Here is an 18307-nt window from a genome sequence, read left to right as displayed (position 1 = left end):
CGATGCGGGCGCTGCAACGCGCCTGGCTGCGCCGTGGGCCCATGGCCTGCGTGCTGTGGCCCTTGTCGCTGCTGTATCGCCTCGTCGCCGGCGCCAACCGCCTGGCCTTCGCCAGCGGACTGCGCCATGTCACGCGGCTGCCGGTCCCGGTGGTCGTGGTGGGCAACGTGATCGCCGGCGGCGCCGGCAAGACGCCGGTGGTGATCGCTCTCGTGCGCCACCTCACCCGCCAGGGACTGCAGGTCGGCATCGTGTCGCGCGGCTACGGCCGGCGGCAGGCCGGCTGCTTCGAGGTCGGCCCGCACGACGAGGCGCGCCGCGTCGGCGACGAGCCGCTGCTCGTGCAGCGCGAGACCGGCGTGCCGGTGTTCGTGGCGGCGCGCCGCGTCGAGGCGGCGCAGGCGCTGCTGCTTGCGTATCCGGGGACGCAGGTCATCGTCAGCGACGATGGCCTGCAGCACCATGCGCTGGCGCGCGACATCGAGATCTGCGTTTTCGACGCGCGCGGCACCGGCAACGGATGGCTGCTCCCCGCGGGGCCGCTGCGCGAGCCCTGGCCGCGCAAGGTCGACCTCGTGCTGCGTCCGGAAGACGCACATGGCATCGCCGGCCACACGGTGTGGCGCACGCTGGCCAGCCACGCCGTGCGGGCGGACGGCACCCGCGCGCCCCTGGGCAGCCTCGGCGGCCACAAGCTCCATGCGCTGGCCGGCATCGCCAATCCGCAGCCCTTCTTCGACATGCTGCGTGGCGCCGGCCTGCACCTGGAGCGCACCTTCGCCCTGCCGGACCACCATGCCTTCGAGGACGGCAGCAAGCTCGACCCCGGCGCGACGCTGCTGTGCACCGAGAAGGACGCGGTCAAGCTGTGGCGGCTGCGGCCCGACGCCTGGGCCGTGCCGCTGCAGCTGGAAATCGAGCCCGCCTTCTGGGAGGAACTCGATCGCAGGCTCGATCGAAAGCTATCATCCGCGCATGGATCACCGACTCCTTGAGCTGCTGGTGTGCCCCGTCACCAAGGGGCCGCTGGACTACGACCGCGAGCGGCAGGAACTGCTGTCGCGCAGCGCGCGCCTCGCCTATCCGATCCGCGACGGCATCCCGGTGATGCTGGAAGAGGAAGCCCGCACCCTCAGCGACGAGGAACTGGAGCGCCTGCCTCCGCGCACCCCGCTGGTCTGAGCGCGCCATGAGCTTCACGGTGCTGATCCCGGCGCGGCTGGCCTCCACCCGCCTGCCCGACAAGCCGCTGGCCGACATCGCCGGCCTGCCCATGGTGGTGCGCGTCGCGCAGCGCGCGCGCCTGAGCGGCGCAAGCCGCGTGGTCGTGGCCGCGGACAGCGAGCGCATCGTGGCGGCCTGCAAGACCCATGGCGTCGAGGTCGTGGCCACGCGCGCCGACCACCCTTCCGGCAGCGACCGCCTCGCCGAGGCCTGCACGCTGCTGGGCCTGCAGGGCGACGACGTGGTGGTCAACGTCCAGGGCGACGAGCCCCTGATCGACCCGGCCCTGATCGACGCGGTGGCGACGCTGCTGCGCGAGCGCCCGCAGGCGAGCATGAGCACCGCGGCGCACCCGATCGCCAGCGTCGAGGAATTCACCAACCCGAACGTCGTCAAGGTGGTGCTGCAGGCCGACGGCGTCGCGCTGTATTTCAGCCGCGCGCCGCTGCCCTGGTGGCGCGACGGCAATGCGCAGGGCATCACCGCCCTGCCCGATCCCGCGCCGCTGCGCCACATCGGCATCTACGGCTACCGCGCCGGCTTCCTGCGCCAGTTCCCCGCCTTGCCGCAGGCGCCGGTGGAAAGCTGCGAAGCGCTGGAGCAGCTGCGCGCGCTCTGGCACGGGCACCGGATCGCGGTGCACGTGACCCCGGCCGACCCCGGCGCCGGCGTCGACACGCCGCAGGACCTGGAGCGGGTGCGGCGGCTGTTTTCCACTGGGAAACCGGCGCCGTAACGTCAGTTACACGTGGGGGTCGCGTGCTATCCTTCCGCCAACAGGCGTGACGGCCGGCGGCAGGCCGCGGCCCGCAGTGCCGGCAGCTTCCAAACCATCCGAGGATTCCATGAGACTGATCTTGTTGGGCGCGCCTGGCGCCGGCAAAGGCACGCAGGCCGCATTTCTCTGCCAGAAGTACGGCATTCCGCAGATCTCTACCGGCGACATGCTCCGCGCCGCCGTGAAGGCCGGCACCCCGCTGGGCCTGGCCGCCAAGAAGGTGATGGACTCGGGCGCCCTGGTCAGCGACGACATCATCATCGGCCTGGTGAAGGAACGCATCGCGCAGCCGGACTGCGCCAAGGGCTTCCTGTTCGACGGCTTCCCGCGCACCATTCCGCAGGCCGACGCGATGAAGAACGCCGGCGTGAAGCTCGATTGCGTGCTGGAGATCGACGTGCCCTTCGCCGCGATCGTCGAGCGCATGAGCGGCCGCCGCTCGCACCCGGCCTCGGGCCGCACCTACCACGTCAAGTTCAACCCGCCCAAGGCGGAAGGCAAGGACGACGTCACCGGCGAGCCGCTGGTGCAGCGCGACGACGACAAGGAAGAGACCGTGCAGAAGCGGCTCGACGTCTATGCCGCGCAGACGCGGCCGCTGGTGGAGTACTACGCCAACTGGTCCAAGGCCGATCCCGCCGCGCCCAAGTACCGCCGCATCGACGGCATGGGCACGGTGGACGAGATCACGGCGCGGGCGCTGGCGGCGCTGGCCGACTGCGGGAAGTAACCCGCCCCCTCAATGCATCAACGCGAGGATCAACGCGATCCTCGCCTTCACCGGCGACAGCGGCACCGCCTGCAGCTTGTCCTGCGCGGTCTCGATGACCACGCCCTGCGCGCAGCGCGTCGTCCGCCGTACCGCCACCCCCGCCTCCTGCGCCCGCAGCAGCGCGTCCTCCAGCGCATGGTGCAGCGTCCCGTTGCCCGTGCCGGCGACCACCAGGCCGCGCACGCCGTCGGCCACCGATGCCCGGACCATGCTGCCGCCGGCGCCGGCATGGTTCAGCACGATCTCGACGCGCGGCCAATCGGCCGGCGGGCGCAGGCTGTCCACCGTGCGCAGCGCCTCGCCCGCGGACCACTCGCGCAGCTGGCGCAGCCGCCCCTCCTCGACGTGCGCCAGCGGCCCCGCGTCGCCTGAGGTGAACGCATCGAGGCGGTAGTTGTGCGCCTTGGCAACGTCCCGCGGCCCGTGGACGGTGCCGGCGAACACGACGCAGACGCCCCGGGCGCCGGGGGCCGCGGCCACGGCCAGGGCATCGGCCAGGTTCTGCGGTCCATCGGGCGCGGCGGAGGTCGATGGGCGCATCGCCCCCGTCAGCACCACCGGCTTGGAAGGCGCCAGCACCGATTGCAGGAAGAAGGCCGTTTCCTCCATGGTGTCGGTGCCGTGCGTGATGACGATGCCGCCCACGTCCTCCTGCGCGAGCCAGTGCGCGCAGCGCTGCGCCAGCGCCACCCACACGGCGAAGTCCATGTCCTTGCTGTCGATCTGCGCGACCTGTTCCGCCTGCAGCTGCCAGCCCGCGAGGGCCGGCACGCCTTGCAGCAGGTGCTGCACGCCGACCTGCGCCGCCTGGTAGCCGACGTTGTCGGAAGCCGAAGCCGCGGTGCCCGCGATCGTGCCGCCGGTGCCCAGGACCAAGATTTTTCGCATTGCCACTTGCCAATCCGTTCGAACTGTTGAAAAATACAGGTACTGGATATCGAAACAGTCATCCCGCACCATCCGCTCCAGGAGCCGCCATGACCGACGAAGCGCCGAAGCTCACTGCCCGCCAGCAACAGATTCTGGACCTGATCCAGAGCGCCGTCGCTCGCACCGGCGCTCCGCCCACCCGCGCGGAGATCGCCGCCGAACTGGGCTTCAAGTCCGCCAACGCGGCGGAGGAGCACCTGCAGGCCCTGGCACGCAAGGGCGTCATCGAGCTCGTGAGCGGCACCTCGCGCGGCATCCGCCTGCGCAGCGACACGCTGCGCTCCATCCACGAGTCGCGCGCCAAGCAGTTCTCGCTGCCGCTGCAGACGCTGGCGCAGCTCGCGCTGCCGCTGGTGGGCCGCGTGGCCGCCGGCTCGCCCATCCTGGCGCAGGAACACGTCGACCAGACCTACTACGTGGAGAGCGCCCTCTTCCAGCGCCGGCCCGACTACCTGCTGAAGGTGCGCGGCATGTCCATGCGCGACGCCGGCATCATGGACGGCGACCTGCTGGCCGTGCAGTCCACCCGCGACGCCAAGAACGGCCAGATCGTGGTGGCGCGCCTGGGCGACGAGGTCACCGTCAAGCGCTTCCGCCGCAACAAGCACCTGATCGAGCTGCATGCCGAAAACCCGGACTACCCGACCATCATCGTCGAGCCGGGCGAGCCCTTCGAGGTGGAAGGCATCGCGGTCGGCCTGATCCGCAACACCATGCTCATGTGACACCGGCTGGCGCCGCAGGTGGCAGGCGTATGGCGCGAGGGCGCCATCACCCTGCGGCGACAGCCCCGCATCGAATCCTGCCTGTGTGTCAACCTCACCAGGAGCTTCCACATGGCAATCGCAACCTTCTTCTCCCTGCCGCAAATCTTGGCCCCGCTGCAGGCTTTCGTTCACTGGCTCGCGGGCGGCGCGCCGGCCCAGGCCGCCGCCGCGGCCCCCGTGCGGGTGGCGTATCCCGTGCAGGCCGCCGTGCAGGCGGCGCCGGCCAAGCCGCTGCGCGTGGTGCGCGTGCTGGAACCGAGCGCCTCGCGCACCGTCGCCGGCCGCATGGTCATCTCGGGCCGGCTGGCGGATGTATGCGCCGAGCTCGACCGGCTGGCCGCGCTGGAAGCCCGCTGAAAGATGTTGATGGTGGGGTCGCCGTGCGAACCCACCCTACGAATCCCAATTCGCAGTTGCCTCGTAGGGCGGGGTCGTCCCGGCGGCCCCACCGGTCACATCACTGCTGGCTGCCCACCAGGTAGTCCCGCTTGCCCAGTTCCACTCCGTTGTGGCGCAGGATGTCGTAGGCGGTCACGGTGTGGAAGTAGAAGTTGGGCATGACCCAGGTGAACAGGTAAGCCTGCCCCTTCATCGTGCGGCTGTTGGGCCCCACCGGGAAGGTGATCTCCTTGTCCTCGGCGCCGTCGAGCGACGCGGCCGGCACGGTGGCCAGGTAGTCCAGGGTCTTCTGGATGCGGGCCTTGAGCTCGTCGAAGGTCGCTTCCTTGTCCTCGAACTTGGGCGCTTCCACGCCGGAGATGCGCGCGATGCCGTTCTTGGCGGCGTCGCAGGCGATCAGCACCTGGCGCGTCAAGGGCAGCATGTCCGGGAAGAGGCGGAAAGTCGTCAGCGCGGCCGGATCGACCTTCTTCGCCTCGGCGTGCGCCGCCCCCTTGTCGAGGATGTGCACCAGGTTCTTCAGCATGTGCTGGAACACCGGAACGCTGGCCGTGTACATGGAAGTCGTTGCCATGGAGAGTCTCCTGCTGTTGTATGGAAGCGCGCATCCTAGTCCAGCTGTTGCGTCCTTGCTGCGAAGGGTGAATCGCCCAAGGCACAATCGGCGCATGAACATCGTGATCCTCGACGATTACCAGGACGCCGTGCGCAAGCTGCAATGCGCCGCCAAGCTGGAACCCTATCCGGCCAAGGTCTTCACCAACACGGTCAAGGGCATCGGCCAGCTGTCGGTGCGGCTGCGCGACGCCGACGTCATCGTCCTGATCCGCGAGCGCACCCAGATCACCCGCCAGCTGGTGGAAAAGCTGCCGCGCCTGAAGCTGATCTCGCAGACCGGCCGCGTCGGCTCGCACATCGACATCGAGGCCTGCACCGAACGCGGCATCGGCGTCGCCGAAGGCGTGGGGTCGCCGATTGCACCGGCCGAACTGACCTGGGCCTTGATCATGACGGCCATGCGCCGGCTGCCGCAGTACATCGCCAGCCTGAAGCACGGCGCCTGGCAGCAGTCCGGCATGAAGTCGGCCTCGATGCCGCCCAACTTCGGCGTCGGCATGGTCCTGCGCGGCAAGACGCTGGGCATCTGGGGCTACGGCAAGATCGGCCAGCTGGTGGCCGGCTACGGCAAGGCCTTCGGCATGCGCGTGCTGATCTGGGCCAGCCCGGAGTCGCGCGCCAAGGCGGAAGCCGACGGCTACCAGACGGCCGCCACGCGCGAGGAGCTGTTCGCCGAGAGCGACGTGCTCTCGCTGCACCTGCGCCTGAACGAGGAGACCTTCGGCATCGTCCGCCTGGACGACCTGAGCCGCATGAAGACCACCGCCATGCTGGTGAACACCTCGCGCGCCGAACTGCTGGAGCCCGAGGCGCTGATCGCCGGCCTGAACCGCGGCCGCCCCGGCTTTGCCGCCATCGACGTCTTCGAGAGCGAACCCATCCTGCAAGGCCATGCGCTGCTGCGGCTGGAGAACTGCATCTGCACGCCGCACATCGGCTACGTGGAGCAGGAGGCCTACGAGCTCTACTTCGGCGCGGCCTTCGACAACGTGGTCAACTTCATCAAGGGCACCCCGACCAACATCGTGAACCCGGGCGCATTGCAAGTGCGCCGCTGAGCGTTGTCCTCCACCGCCACCGCCGACCCAGCCGCCGCACCCGACCGCCTGCCGGCCGTGCTGTGGCCGCTGCTGTTCGGCAACTTCGTGATCGGCAGCGGCGTGATGGTGGTGCCCGGCACGCTGAACGAGATCAGCAGCGGCCTCGAGGTCTCGGTCGCCACCGCCGGCCAGCTGATCTCCGCCGGCGCGCTCCTGATGTGCATCGGCGCCCCCGCCTTCGCTGCGGTCGTGGCCGGCTGGGACCGCCGCCGGCTGCTTGCGGTGGCGATGGTCTGGTTCGCACTGCTGCACCTCGCCTGCGCCTTCGCTCCCAGCTTCGGCTGGCTGATTGCCTTGCGCGTCCTTGCACTGGTGTCGCCGGCCGTCTTCACGCCGCAGGCCGCGGCCTGTGTCGGCCTGCTGGTGCCGCCGGCGCAGCGCGGACGCGCCATCACCTTCATTTTCCTCGGCTGGTCGGTCGCTTCGGTGCTGGGCATGCCGCTCGGCGCCTGGCTGGGCGGCACCTTCGGCTGGCGCTCCGCCTTCGGCGCGGTGGCTGCCATGAGCCTCGTCAGCGCCGCTTGGGTGTGGCGCGCCATGCCCGACGGCATCCAGCCGCCGGCCCTGTCGATGCAGGCCTGGCGCGAAACCTTCCGCTCCAAGGCCTTGATGACGGCGGTGCTGGTCACCGTGCTCTATGCCGCCGGCCAGTTCGTGCAGTTCTCGTACTTCGCGCCCTGGTTCAAGCAGGCGCTGGGCGCGACGCCCGGCCAGCTGAGCCTGTACTTCATGTGGTTCGGCGCCTGGGGCTTGCTGGGCAACGTGCTGATGACGCGCTACATCGACCGTCTCGGCGCCGGGCGCTCGGTGATGATCGGCATCGCGCTGATGGCGCTGGGGCTGGCGTGCTTCGGTCTCGGCGCGAGCGGCTTTGCCCTGGCCGCGGTGGTCGTCATCCCGTGGGCGCTCGGCTGCTTCTCGTCGAACTCGGCGCAACAGGCGCGGCTGGTGGGCATCGCGCCCGCCCTCGCCTCGGCCTCGGTGGCGCTCAATTCATCGGCACTGTATGCCGGCCAGGCGATAGGCGCGGCCAGCGGCGGCTGGCTGATCTCGCACGGCGGCATGGACTGGCTGCATTGGGCCGGGCTCGCCGGCTTGCTGGCGGCGGCGGTGGCCAGCGCGCTGGCGACGCGGTTCGCGCGCCAGGGGCGTTAGGAACGCCAGCCCGCTGGCTAGCGCTTGTTCGCCGGGTCTTCGGTGTCGCCGTCGAAGGCGCTGGTGTCGAAGTCCAGCGGTTCCAGTTCCAGCGACCCCGATTCGGACTTGGGCGCATCGAGGTCGATGTCCAGGCCGATGCGCGGCGACGACGGCGGAATCATCAGCGGGCTGAGATCCTCCGGCGACAGGGTGGACACGTGTTCGCCCTCGGATTCGTCGCGGCCCATCACCACCGTTGCCTCGTGGCTGGGGGCGGGCGTCGGCGTCGGGGAAAGCGCAGGCGCCACGGTGACCGGACCGCGCCGCGAAGGCAGGTCCAGCACGTTCAAGGGCTGCAGCGACGTCGACGGGAAGTCGGTCGGCTTGTATTCCAGCGGCGCCGACAGGCTGTCCTCCGCCGGGGCGACGTCCTTGGCGATGTGGTACAGCAGCACCAGCTCGCGATAGGCCTCGAGGCTGAAGGGTTCGGCACCGGGCAGGCCCGGCTTGCGGAAGATCGATTCCTCGATCACGGTCAGCACGCGTTGCGACGGCCAGAGCGCCACGATGCGGCTCAGCGCCCGGCCGTAGTTCTCCAGCGAGCTGGTCGGCTGGTCAAAGTGGTCGAAGTCGGGGACCTGCACCGAGAACCGCTGGCGGAATTCCGCGCGCAGCCGGTCGTAGTCGTTGCGCTTGCCGAGCCGGTGGTACATCTCCAGCAGGTCCATCCAGGCCAGCGCGCTGGTCTCCACCTGGTCGTGGACGTGCGCCTCCAGGACGGCGATGGCCTGGTCGTGCTGGCCAAGGGCGAGGAAGAAATCGGCCTTGTCGTGGACGTCGATCAGCTCCTGCACGCCGACCATGCGGCTGGTGCCGCCCGAGCTGGGCTGGAATTCGGCCTGCGGCAAGGTGCCCCAGCCCGAAGGCGAGGCTTGCGCGATGGCCGAGGCCGCCGCATGGCCCAGCCCGCCGGGCTGCGTGACGGCATCGTCGGCATGGACGGCCGCCGCCGGCGCCACGGGCGCTTCCGGCACGAACTTCGCCAGGGCCGGCTCGCGCGGCTCCTCGAACCAGCGGTTGACTCGCTCCAGCCGGCGGGCGCGTTGCCATTGCCACAGCAGCCAGCCGGCCAATGCAGCCAGTGCCGCCACCAGCACGGCGGCCAGCACGGAAGCCTGGTTGCGGTTGTTGCGTGCCTCCGTGACCTGGGCGCGCATCTGGGCGACCGCCGCGGCGTTCTGCTGCGTCTGCGCCCGCAGGCTGCCGACGTCGCGCTCCAGCGACTGCATGCGCTGGGCGTCGCGCAGGATGTCGTCGGGCGTGCGCTGCAGCGCCGCCCACAGGGCGGCCGCGTTCAAGCGCGCCTGCGGATCGGTGGTCGGCTGCAGGTTCAGCTCGGAGCTCAGGCGCAGGGTGGGATCGCGTTCGGCCGCCAAGTCCAGCAAGTCGACCCGCAACTGGGAACGCGCGTCAGAAGCCGGCCTTGACGCCAGGGGGCCCACCGCCGCGGCGGCACCGGCAATGCGGGGTGAGGACGGCGCAGCGGCGCGCGGCCGGCGGACGACCGAGGGCGGCGGGGCCGTGGCCTCGGACGGGGCAGCGGCGCTACCGCGGGGCGCGGCCTGCGCCACGACTGGCGCGCGCGCGCCGGGAGCCGACTGCATGGCAGGCGCGACCGGAACCTGGCGCGTGGCGGGGGCGGCCGGAGAAGCGATGGTCTCGTTGTCCGGCGGCAGTTCCGACAGCATCACGTAGCGGCGGGTGACGCTCTGGCCGCAGCCGATGCGCAGATAGACCGTCACCATGGGCTCGTCGACGGGCTGCGACGACAGGATGCGCAAGGTGCCCTGCCGGTTCGGGCCCTGCTCGAAACGCACGGTGGGCGGACGGGCCAGCTTCTGCTCGCCCACGAAAACGTCGGCGTCGGCGCAGGTGAGTTCGCCGTCGGTGTCCAGGCTGACCGGGACCGAGAGATCGAGGGGGCGGCCTACCAGCACCGGCCCCCGGATGCGGCCCAGGGCCAGCGCAGAGGCGTCGCAGGCTAGCAGCCATCCGCACGCTGCGAAAACCAGGGCACGGAAAGTAACTGGGTGCAACATCAAGGGGGCCATTCTAGGCATACCTGCGTTGTCTGGCGAGAGGAACTGTGTTGGTTCTGCGCAGCCGATAATTCACCGCGATGGAAATCGAATACCAAACCGTAGGCGTCGCCGGCGCCGGCGCCATGGGGCGCGGCATCGCGCAGATCGCTGCCCAGGCGGGCAGCACCGTGGTCCTGTACGACACCCAGCCCGAGGCGGTCCAGCGCGCACTGCAGGACCTCGGTGCGCAGTGGGACAAGCTGCAGGAAAAGGGCCGCATGGACGCTGCGGCCGTGCAAGGCTGCAAGGGTCGGCTGCGGCCGGCCACCACCCTGCGCGACCTGGCCGGCTGCAACCTCGTGATCGAGGCGGTCGTCGAGCGCCTGGACGTCAAGCAGGCCCTGTTCTCCGAGCTCGAAGGCATCGTCGCGCCCGGCACGACGCTCGCGACCAATACCTCTTCGCTCTCCGTGACGGCCATCGGCAGCGCGCTGCAGCGGCCGCAGGATTTCGCGGGCTACCACTTCTTCAACCCCGTCGCGCTGATGAAGGTGGTGGAGGTGATCGCCGGCCTGAAGACCGAGCCCGCCGTCTGCACCCGGCTGGCCGCGTACGCGCGCCGGATGGGGCACACGCCCGTGCAGGCGCAGGACACGCCCGGCTTCATCGTCAACCACGCGGGCCGCGGCTACAACACGGAGGCACTGCGCATCGTCAGCGAGGGCGTGGCGGACTTCGCCACCATCGACCGCATCCTGCGCGACCAGGTCGGCTTCAAGCTCGGCCCCTTCGAGCTGATGGACCTGACCGGCCTGGACGTGTCGCATCCGGTGATGGAGTCGGTATACCGGCAGTATTACGACGAGGCGCGCTACCGCCCCAGCGTCATCACCGCGCAGCGCCAGGCCGGCAAGGTGCTGGGACGCAAGACCAGCGAAGGCTTCTACCGCTACGTGGAAGGCAAGGCACAGGTGCCGCCCGAGCCGCCCGTGCCCCAGGTCGCGGCCATGCCGCCCGTGTGGGTCTCGACGCGCGCGGCCCGCCGCGCGGAGCTGTACCAGCTGCTGAAGGACCTCGGCGCCCAGGTCGAGACCGGCCAGTCGCCTTCGGCGAATGCGCTGACGCTCGTCGCGCCGCTCGGCTTCGACGTGACCACCGTGGCGGTGGTGGAGCGGCTGGACCCGGCGCGCACGATCGGCATCGACATGCTGGTCGAGGACGCGGCCACCAAGCGCCGCGTGCTGGCCACCAATCCGGCCACGCGCAGCGACATGCGCGATGCGGCCCATGCCCTGTTCGCGCGCGACGGCAAGGCCGTCAGCGTGATCCGCGACTCCGGCGGCTTCGTCACGCAGCGCGTGGTGGCCACCATCGTGAACATCGCGTCCGACATCTGCCAGCAGCGCATCTGCTCGCCGCAGGACCTGGAGACCGCGGTCACGCTGGGCCTGGGTTATCCGCTGGGGCCGCTGGCCATGGGCAACCGCTGGGGCCCCACCAACATCCTCGAGGTGCTGTTCAACATGCAGACCGTGTACGGCGACCAGCGCTATCGCCCCAGCCCGTGGCTGCGCCGGCGCGGCGCCATCGGCCTGTCGCTGCTCCACGAGGAAAGCTGAACCCATGCCCGCCCAACTCAAGAGCGCCAGCCAGGGCCGGACGCTGGTGCTGACCATCAGCAACCCGGACCACCGCAATGCGCTGGGGCCGGAGATCTACGCGGCCGGCGTCGAGGCCCTCAATGCGGCCGACAGCAACAACGACGTGCGCAGCGTCGTGATCACCGGCGCCGGCAGCACCTTCTGCGCCGGCGGCAACCTGCAGCGGCTGCTGGACAACCGCGGCAAGCCGCGCGAGGTGCAGGCGCAATCCATCGACGGACTGCACGGCTGGATCGAAGCGATCCGCAGCTTTCCCAAGCCGGTGATCGCGGCGGTGGAAGGCGCGGCCGCGGGTGCCGGCTTCTCGCTCGCACTCGCCTGCGACTTCATCGTCGCCGCCAACAACGCCCTCTTCGTCATGGCCTACAGCAGCGTCGCGCTGTCGCCCGACGGGGGCGGCACCTGGAGCCTGGCGCGCGCGCTGCCGCGCCAACTGGCGAACGAACTGCTGATGTGCGGCGAACGCCTGGGCGCTCCGCGCCTGCAGGCGCTGGGCCTGGTGAACCAGGTGACCGCACCCGGCGCGGCCCTCGACGCCGCGCTGGCGCTGGCCGAGCGCCTGAACGAGCGCGCACCGAACGCGCTGGCCAGCATCAAGGAGCTGATGAACGACGCCGACGGGGCGACGCTGCAGGCGCAGCTGGCCAACGAGCGGGACCATTTCGTCCGGAACCTGCACCATGTCAATGGCGGGATTGGCATCTCGGCCTTCCTGGACAAGAAGAAGCCCGACTACTCCTGAGCCGCGCCCGCTGCCGCGCAGGTGACAACCCTGAGCAGCGTCCACGGTCCCCGGCGCGACAATGGGTCTCCCATGGACGACCCCATCCTCACCATCGAAGAGCGCGCGGCCATCAACAACGGCCGCTGGTTCTCCACCCTGTCCCCGTCCCTGCGGCACGACATCCTGCGCTGCGCCTTTGCCAAGCGCTACAAGGACGGCGACCTCATCTGCGCGCGCGGCGATCCGGCCGAAGCCTGGAGCGCGGTCGCCAAGGGCTCGGTGCGCGTCAGCTCGACCTCGATCACCGGCAAGCAGGTCACGCTGCAATATGTCGAGCCCGGGATCTGGTTCGGGGACGTCGCCATCTTCGACGGCGAGCGCCGGACGCACGATGCCTACGCCCACGGCGACACGACGATGCTCTCGGTTTCGCGCGCCGACCTGCAGAAGATCCTGACCCAGCACGTCGAGCTGTACGAGGCCCTGCTGCGCCTGCATGCCCGGCGCATCCGCCAGCTGTTCGGCCTGGTGGAAGACCTCAACACCCTGCCCTTGCGCGCGCGCCTGGCCAAGCAGCTGGCCCACCTGGTGCGCAGCTACGGCGTGCCATCGCTGGCCGACGGCCGCGAGGTGCGCATCGGCCTGCACCTGGCGCAGGAAGAACTGGCGCAGCTGCTGGGCGCCTCCCGCCAGCGCGTCAACCAGGAGCTGAAATCGATGGAGCGCGAGGAAGTGATCCGCATCGAGCCCGGCGGACTGGTGGTGCGCAACCGCGAGGCGCTGATGCGCATCGTCGAAGCCGATCACGAAGGACACGGAAAGCCATGAGCGACGCGAACTACGATCACTTCGTCGGCACCAAGCCGGTGTCCGACAAGCATGCCTTCGACACCGCCGCCCTCTCGGCGTGGCTGGAAAAGAACCTCGAAGGCTTCCGCGGCCCGCTGACGGTGGAGATGTTCAAGGGCGGCCAGTCCAACCCAACCTACAAGCTATCCACGCCGGGCCGCAGCTACGTGATGCGTTCCAAGCCGGGACCGGTGGCGAAGCTGCTGCCCTCGGCCCATGCCGTGGAGCGCGAGTTTGCCGTGATGCGCGGGCTCGCCGGCACCGACGTGCCGGTGCCGAAGATGTACTGCCTGTGCGAGGACGAGTCCGTGATCGGGCGCGCCTTCTACGTGATGGAGTTCATGCAGGGCCGCGTGCTGTGGGACCAGGCCCTGCCCGGCATGAGCAACGCGCAGCGCGGCGAGATCTACGACGAGATGAACCGCGTGATCGCGGCGCTGCACACGGTGAAGTTCGCCGACCGCGGCCTGGCCGGCTACGGCAAGCCGGGCAACTACTTCGAACGGCAGATCGGCCGCTGGACCAAGCAGTACAAGGCCTCGACGGATGGCGCCGGGCCCATGAGCCAGCCGATCCCGCAGATGGAGAAGCTGGTCGAGTGGCTGCCCGCCCACATTCCCGCGGCGGCGCGCGACGAGGGCAAGGTTTCCATCGTGCACGGTGACTACCGGCTGGACAACCTGATGTTCCATCCCACCGAGCCGCGCGTGATCGCGGTGCTCGATTGGGAACTGTCGACGCTGGGGCATCCGCTCGCGGACTTCAGCTACCACTGCATGGCCTGGCACATCCCGCACCAGATGTCGCGCGGCATCGGCGGCATCGACCTGGCCTCGCTCGGCATCCCCACCGAGGACGCGTACATGCGCCGCTACTGCGACCGCACCGGCCTGGCCACCGTCGCCGAGCTGAAGGCGGACTGGAACTTCTACCTCGCCTACAACATGTTCCGCATCGCCGCCATCCTGCAAGGCATCGCCAAGCGGGTCGAGGCCGGCACCGCTTCCAGCGCGCAGGCCGTCGCCTCCGGCGCGGGTGCGCGGCCGATGGCGGAACTGGCCTGGACTTTCGCGCAGCGCGCCTGATCGCTTCAAGGGGACAGCATGGACTTCGACTTTTCCGACAAGACCAAGGGCCTGCAGGCGCGCGTGCGCAAGTTCATGGACGACCACGTCTATCCGAACGAGAAGACCTACGCGCAGCAACTGCAGGCCAACACGGAGGCCGGCAAGCGCTGGACGCCGCTGCCCGTCATCGAGGAGTTGAAGAAGAAGGCCCGCGCGGCCGGCCTGTGGAACCTGTTCCTGCCGGTCGACACGGCCCAGGCCTCGGGCTACGAAGGCGCGGGCCTCACCAACCAGGAATACGCGCCGCTCGCCGAGATCATGGGCGCGGTGCCCTGGGCCAGCGAAGTCTTCAACTGCTCGGCGCCCGACACCGGCAACATGGAGACCATCGCCCGCTACGGCTCCGACGACATCAAGGCGCGCTGGCTCAAGCCGCTGCTCGAAGGCGAGATCCGCTCCGCCTTCGCGATGACGGAGCCGGAAGTGGCCTCGTCGGACGCGACCAACATCGCCACCCGCATCGAGCGCCAGGGCGACAACTACGTGGTCAACGGCCGCAAGTGGTGGATCTCCGGCGCGGCCGATCCGCGCTGCAAGGTGTTCATCACCATGGGCAAGACCGATCCGGAGGCGCCGCGCCATTCGCAGCAAAGCATGATCGTGGTGCCGGCCGACACGCCCGGCATCCGGATCGTGCGGCCGCTCAACGTGTTCGGCTACGACGACGCGCCGCACGGGCACGTCGAGATGTTCTTCGAGAACGTGAAGGTGCCGGCGGGCAACATCCTGCTGGGCGAAGGCCGCGGCTTCGAGATCGCCCAGGGCCGCCTCGGCCCGGGCCGCATCCACCATTGCATGCGGCTGATCGGCCTGGCCGAGCGCGCGCTGGAGCTGATGTGCCGCCGCGCGCTGTCACGCACCGCCTTCGGCAAGAGCGTGGCGCAGCAGACCGTGACGCAGGAGCGCATCGCCGAGGCCCGCTGCAAGATCGACATGGCGCGCCTGCTGACGCTGAAAGCGGCGTGGATGATGGACGTGGCCGGCAACAAGGTGGCCCGCACCGAGATCGCGATGATCAAGGTGGTGGCGCCGAACATGGCCTGCCAGGTGATCGACTGGGCGATGCAGGTGCACGGCGGCGGCGGCGTGTCCGACGATTTCCCGCTGGCCTATGCCTATGCCGGCGCGCGCACGCTGCGCTTCGCGGACGGGCCCGACGAGGTGCACCGCAATGCGATCGCCAAGTGGGAGCTGGGGAAGTACGGGAGTTATGGCCGCGATGCGGCGGTGCCGGTGACGCGCGGCTCCTGACGTCTCAACGCGCTGGGTCCCCGCCTGCGCGGGGATGACGGCGTGGGTTATTTCTTGAAAGCGCCCAGCGCGCTCTCGCAGGCACTCGTGAACACGGTGGCCGCATGCTCCAGCGTATGCGTCTCCGGCGGCATGAACTGCATGCGCAGGTAGCACTTGCCGCGCAGCAGCACGATCAGGAAGGGCACCTGCGGCCCCGGCGCGGGCTGCGGCCAATTCAGCAGCATGTCGACCAGCGGGCCGTCCACCCACGCCATGGCGTGCTCGCGCGAATCGGCCAGCACGGCGAAGCGCTGCCAGAACTGGTCGGACACGCCTTCCCAGCCGATCTCGTCGTACATGGCCAGCCAGCGCATCTCCTCCGGCAGGTTGGGCGAGGCGGTGGTCTGCAGCGTGTCGGTGATCATGCTGTAGGCCCGGCGCTCCAGCGCGTCCTTCAGCGGGCGGTTGATGATCATCGCGGCGACTTCGTCGGAGGCGCCCAGGTCGGCGCGCGCGCGCAGTTCCTCGCCGGTGATGTAGTCGCGCGAGGGCTTGCCCAGTTCCATGCGCCAGGGCCGGCCGCCGACCTTGCCCTGCATGGCGACGTCGCGGCTGAGCGGCCCGCTGGAGAAGCTCATGCCGCGGGACGCCGCCCACTCGGAGACCGGCCCGTGTCCCAGTTGCGAGACCGGGGGGTCGGTGCGCTCCTTCGCATCGCGTGAAAATGCCTTCTTGATGCGTTCGAACATGCGTCCAGGCAATAGCCTAAAGTGGGCATTATCAAATGAAACAGGAGGTTTCACCAGTGCAGCAGATCGAGGTTTACTCATGGCCGACGCCGAATGGCCACAAGGTGCACATCCTGTTGGAAGAATGCGAACTTCCGTACCGTGCCATTCCGGTGGACATAGGCGCCGGCGACCAGTTCAAGCCGGACTTCCTGGCGATCAGCCCGAACAACAAGATCCCGGCGCTGGTCGATCCGCATGGCCCGGACGGCAAGCCGATTTCCGTCTTCGAGTCCGGCGCCATCCTGGTGTATCTCGCCGCCAAGACGGGCCGCTTCCTGCCAAAGGGCGACCGCGAGAAGTTCGAGGTGCTGCAGTGGCTGATGTTCCAGATGGGCGGCGTCGGCCCCATGCTGGGACAGGCGCACCACTTCCGCGGCTACGCGCCCGAGAAGATCGAGTACGCCATCGCGCGTTACACCAACGAAGCGAAGCGCCTGTACGGCGTGATCGACCGGCGCCTCGCGCAAAACCCTTGGCTGGGGGGCAAGGAGTACTCCATTGCCGACATCGCCACGTTCCCCTGGCTGCGCAGCTGGGAGCGGCAAGGGATCGTGCTCGAGGAGTATCCGCACCTGAAGAAGTGGTTCGACAGGATCGCGGCGCGACCGGCGGTGCAACGCGGGGTGGAGGTGCTGGCGGACCGGCGCAAGCCGATCACGGACGACAAGGCGCGCGAAATCCTGTTCGGCAGCACGCAGTACCAGCGGCGCTGATCACGCGCGCACGCGCAGCAGGCTGAACACCGCCGACCCGGCGGCCAGCGCCGCCGCCAGCCCGAACGCGATCTCCAGCCCGCCGCCATGCACGCCGGCCACGCTGAAGATCACGCCCAGGATCACCGCGCCCAGGGACTGCCCCGTGAGCCGCGCGGTGCCCAGCATGCCGCTGGCGGCGCCGGCACGTGCAAGCGGCGCGCTGGTGACGATGGTGTGGTTGTTGGGCGACTGGAACAGGCCGAAGCCGATGCCGCAAAGCGCGAGCCGCCAGGCCAGGTCCAGCGCCGTCGGGTGCTGCGGCAACAGGGCCAGCAAGGCGAGCCCCGTGGCCATGGTGGCCAGGCCGATGCCCCCGAGCAGGCCGCCGGGCACGCGCGCGATCAAGCGCCCCGCGACCGGCGCTGTGAGCACGATCGCCGCCGGCCAGGCCGTGATCAGCAAGCCGGCCTCCAGGTGGCCGCGCCCCTGCCCTTCGAGCAGCAGGAAAGGCAGGCAGACGAAGGCCAGCGTCTGCGCGGCAAAGGCGGTGATGGATGTGCACATCGACAGCGCGAACACGGGGATGCGCAGCAGGTCCACGGGAAACAAGGGCGTCGCCTCGCGCTTCTGCCGGCGCAGGTAGAACCAGCCCACCGCCACTGCGCCCACCAGCAAGCCGGCCGCCAGCAGGAGCTTGCCGGCATCCGCGGCGCCGCCGCTGCGCGCACCCAGCGTGTCGGCCCCCAGGAACAGCAGCACGAACATCGCCATGTTCAGTGCCACGTCCAGCGGCGACAGCGGCGCGCCGCCGGTCGACACGCTCGCCGGGAGCGATCGCCGACCGAGCAGCCACACCAGCAGCCCGAAGGGCAGCTGCACCACGAACAGCCAGGGCCACGACGCGACCGACAGCACCAGCGCCGCGAAGGTGGGTCCGGCCACCGAGGCCGCCGCCACCACGACCGAGTTCAGCGCGATGGCGCGGCCCAGCATGCGGCTGGGGAAGGTCAGGCGCACCAGCGCGGAATTGACCGACATCATTCCCGCCGCGCCCAGGCCTTGCAGCGCACGCGCAGCGGCCAGCATGGGCAGCGAGCTCGCAACGGCGCACAGCAGCGAGGCGCACGTGAAAACGAGCAGTCCCGTGAGATACACACGCTTGTAGCCGAAACGGTCGCCCAGGTGCGCGCAGGGCAGCAGCAGGCCCAGCGTCGCGAGCTGGTAGGCGTTGACGACCCAGACCGCGGCTGAGGCGGACGCGCCGAAGTCGCGCGTGATGTCCGGCAGCGCCAGGTTGACGATGGTGGCGTCGAGCACCGACAGCGAGATGCCCAGGATGATGGCTGCCATCGCCCAGGTGCGCTGCGGCGCCGGCAGCCCGTCCGGCAAGGGGGACGGGGCTGCGGTGTCGTTCTTCTGCA

General features: G+C 69.8%; 19 protein-coding genes. 14 read left to right on the top strand and 5 right to left on the bottom strand.

Annotated elements, in window-relative coordinates; translation table 11 throughout:
• The first annotated feature begins 2 nt into the window (after positions 1-2).
• From lpxK to adk, 4 genes are all read left to right on the top strand, one after another.
• Entirely contained in the window at positions 3-995 is a 993-nt protein-coding gene (lpxK, locus tag LZ009_RS11380) for a tetraacyldisaccharide 4'-kinase (protein ID WP_275698041.1), read from the top strand.
• Positions 976-1182, top strand: a complete 207-nt coding sequence (locus tag LZ009_RS11375) for a Trm112 family protein (RefSeq protein WP_275698040.1) — start codon at positions 976-978, stop codon at positions 1180-1182. Before lpxK ends, LZ009_RS11375 begins: the two co-directional genes overlap by 20 nt.
• Positions 1183-1189: 7 nt before the next feature.
• Entirely contained in the window at positions 1190-1960 is a 771-nt protein-coding gene (gene kdsB, locus LZ009_RS11370; protein WP_275698039.1) for a 3-deoxy-manno-octulosonate cytidylyltransferase, read from the top strand.
• Between the two features lie 109 nt (positions 1961-2069).
• Positions 2070-2732, top strand: a complete 663-nt coding sequence (gene adk / locus LZ009_RS11365) for an adenylate kinase (RefSeq protein WP_275698038.1) — start codon at positions 2070-2072, stop codon at positions 2730-2732.
• Positions 2733-2741: 9 nt separating this feature from the next.
• Here adk and LZ009_RS11360 read toward each other — a convergent pair whose 3' ends face one another.
• Entirely contained in the window at positions 2742-3662 is a 921-nt protein-coding gene (locus LZ009_RS11360) for an asparaginase (RefSeq protein ID WP_275698037.1), read from the bottom strand.
• 89 nt (positions 3663-3751) lie between these two features.
• On the opposite strand from LZ009_RS11360, the gene lexA reads away from it, so the two are divergent.
• The gene (gene lexA, locus LZ009_RS11355; RefSeq protein WP_275698036.1) at positions 3752-4429 is read left to right on the top strand and encodes a transcriptional repressor LexA; all 678 of its coding nucleotides are present in this window, start codon (positions 3752-3754) and stop codon (positions 4427-4429) included.
• 111 nt (positions 4430-4540) lie between these two features.
• A complete protein-coding gene (locus LZ009_RS11350; protein ID WP_275698035.1) occupies positions 4541-4828 on the top strand; it encodes a hypothetical protein in 288 nt (95 codons plus the stop codon).
• A gap of 100 nt (positions 4829-4928) precedes the next feature.
• On the opposite strand, the gene LZ009_RS11345 is transcribed toward LZ009_RS11350, so the two are convergent.
• Positions 4929-5444, bottom strand: a complete 516-nt coding sequence (locus LZ009_RS11345) for a DUF1993 domain-containing protein (protein ID WP_275698034.1) — start codon at positions 5442-5444, stop codon at positions 4929-4931.
• A 94-nt stretch (positions 5445-5538) separates the two neighbouring features.
• Here LZ009_RS11345 and LZ009_RS11340 point away from each other — a divergent pair, with 94 nt between their 5' ends.
• Together LZ009_RS11340 and LZ009_RS11335 are read left to right on the top strand one after the other, a co-directional pair.
• Positions 5539-6546 (top strand): D-2-hydroxyacid dehydrogenase family protein, encoded by a 1008-nt coding sequence (locus tag LZ009_RS11340; RefSeq protein ID WP_275698033.1) that lies wholly within the window; start codon positions 5539-5541, stop codon positions 6544-6546.
• Positions 6547-6549: 3 nt separating this feature from the next.
• The gene (locus LZ009_RS11335) at positions 6550-7743 is read left to right on the top strand and encodes an MFS transporter (protein ID WP_275698032.1); all 1194 of its coding nucleotides are present in this window, start codon (positions 6550-6552) and stop codon (positions 7741-7743) included.
• Between the two features lie 17 nt (positions 7744-7760).
• Here the strand turns inward: LZ009_RS11335 and LZ009_RS11330 are convergent, their stop codons facing one another.
• Positions 7761-9722: a type IV pilus assembly protein FimV gene (locus LZ009_RS11330; protein ID WP_275698031.1), complete on the bottom strand. Its 1962-nt coding sequence runs from the start codon at positions 9720-9722 to the stop codon at positions 7761-7763.
• A gap of 182 nt (positions 9723-9904) precedes the next feature.
• On the opposite strand from LZ009_RS11330, the gene LZ009_RS11325 reads away from it, so the two are divergent.
• The 5 genes from LZ009_RS11325 (at position 9905) to LZ009_RS11305 (ending at position 15418) form a co-directional block, all read left to right on the top strand.
• A complete protein-coding gene (locus LZ009_RS11325; protein WP_275698030.1) occupies positions 9905-11425 on the top strand; it encodes a 3-hydroxyacyl-CoA dehydrogenase in 1521 nt (506 codons plus the stop codon).
• Between the two features lie 4 nt (positions 11426-11429).
• The gene (locus tag LZ009_RS11320) at positions 11430-12209 is read left to right on the top strand and encodes an oxepin-CoA hydrolase, alternative type (RefSeq protein ID WP_275698029.1); all 780 of its coding nucleotides are present in this window, start codon (positions 11430-11432) and stop codon (positions 12207-12209) included.
• Positions 12210-12281: 72 nt separating this feature from the next.
• The gene (locus LZ009_RS11315; protein WP_275698028.1) at positions 12282-13019 is read left to right on the top strand and encodes a Crp/Fnr family transcriptional regulator; all 738 of its coding nucleotides are present in this window, start codon (positions 12282-12284) and stop codon (positions 13017-13019) included.
• The gene (locus LZ009_RS11310; protein ID WP_275698027.1) at positions 13016-14125 is read left to right on the top strand and encodes a phosphotransferase; all 1110 of its coding nucleotides are present in this window, start codon (positions 13016-13018) and stop codon (positions 14123-14125) included. The genes LZ009_RS11315 and LZ009_RS11310 overlap by 4 nt, the downstream gene beginning before the upstream one ends.
• 18 nt (positions 14126-14143) lie before the next feature.
• Positions 14144-15418, top strand: coding sequence for an acyl-CoA dehydrogenase family protein (locus tag LZ009_RS11305; protein WP_275698026.1), 1275 nt, complete (start codon positions 14144-14146; stop codon positions 15416-15418).
• A gap of 47 nt (positions 15419-15465) precedes the next feature.
• Here LZ009_RS11305 and LZ009_RS11300 read toward each other — a convergent pair whose 3' ends face one another.
• Positions 15466-16149: a hypothetical protein gene (locus tag LZ009_RS11300; RefSeq protein ID WP_275698025.1), complete on the bottom strand. Its 684-nt coding sequence runs from the start codon at positions 16147-16149 to the stop codon at positions 15466-15468.
• A 35-nt stretch (positions 16150-16184) separates the two neighbouring features.
• On the opposite strand from LZ009_RS11300, the gene LZ009_RS11295 reads away from it, so the two are divergent.
• The gene (locus LZ009_RS11295; RefSeq protein ID WP_430300276.1) at positions 16185-16904 is read left to right on the top strand and encodes a glutathione binding-like protein; all 720 of its coding nucleotides are present in this window, start codon (positions 16185-16187) and stop codon (positions 16902-16904) included.
• Here LZ009_RS11295 and LZ009_RS11290 read toward each other — a convergent pair whose 3' ends face one another.
• Positions 16905-18236, bottom strand: a complete 1332-nt coding sequence (locus tag LZ009_RS11290; protein ID WP_275698469.1) for an MFS transporter — start codon at positions 18234-18236, stop codon at positions 16905-16907.
• Between the last annotated feature and the right edge of the window lie 71 nt (positions 18237-18307).

It is taken from the genome of Ramlibacter paludis (assembly GCF_022012305.1).
Taxonomy (GTDB): domain Bacteria; phylum Pseudomonadota; class Gammaproteobacteria; order Burkholderiales; family Burkholderiaceae_C; genus Ramlibacter; species Ramlibacter paludis.
Note: the sequence above shows the minus strand (reverse complement) of the source record. Positions and strands in the feature narration are given on the sequence as shown.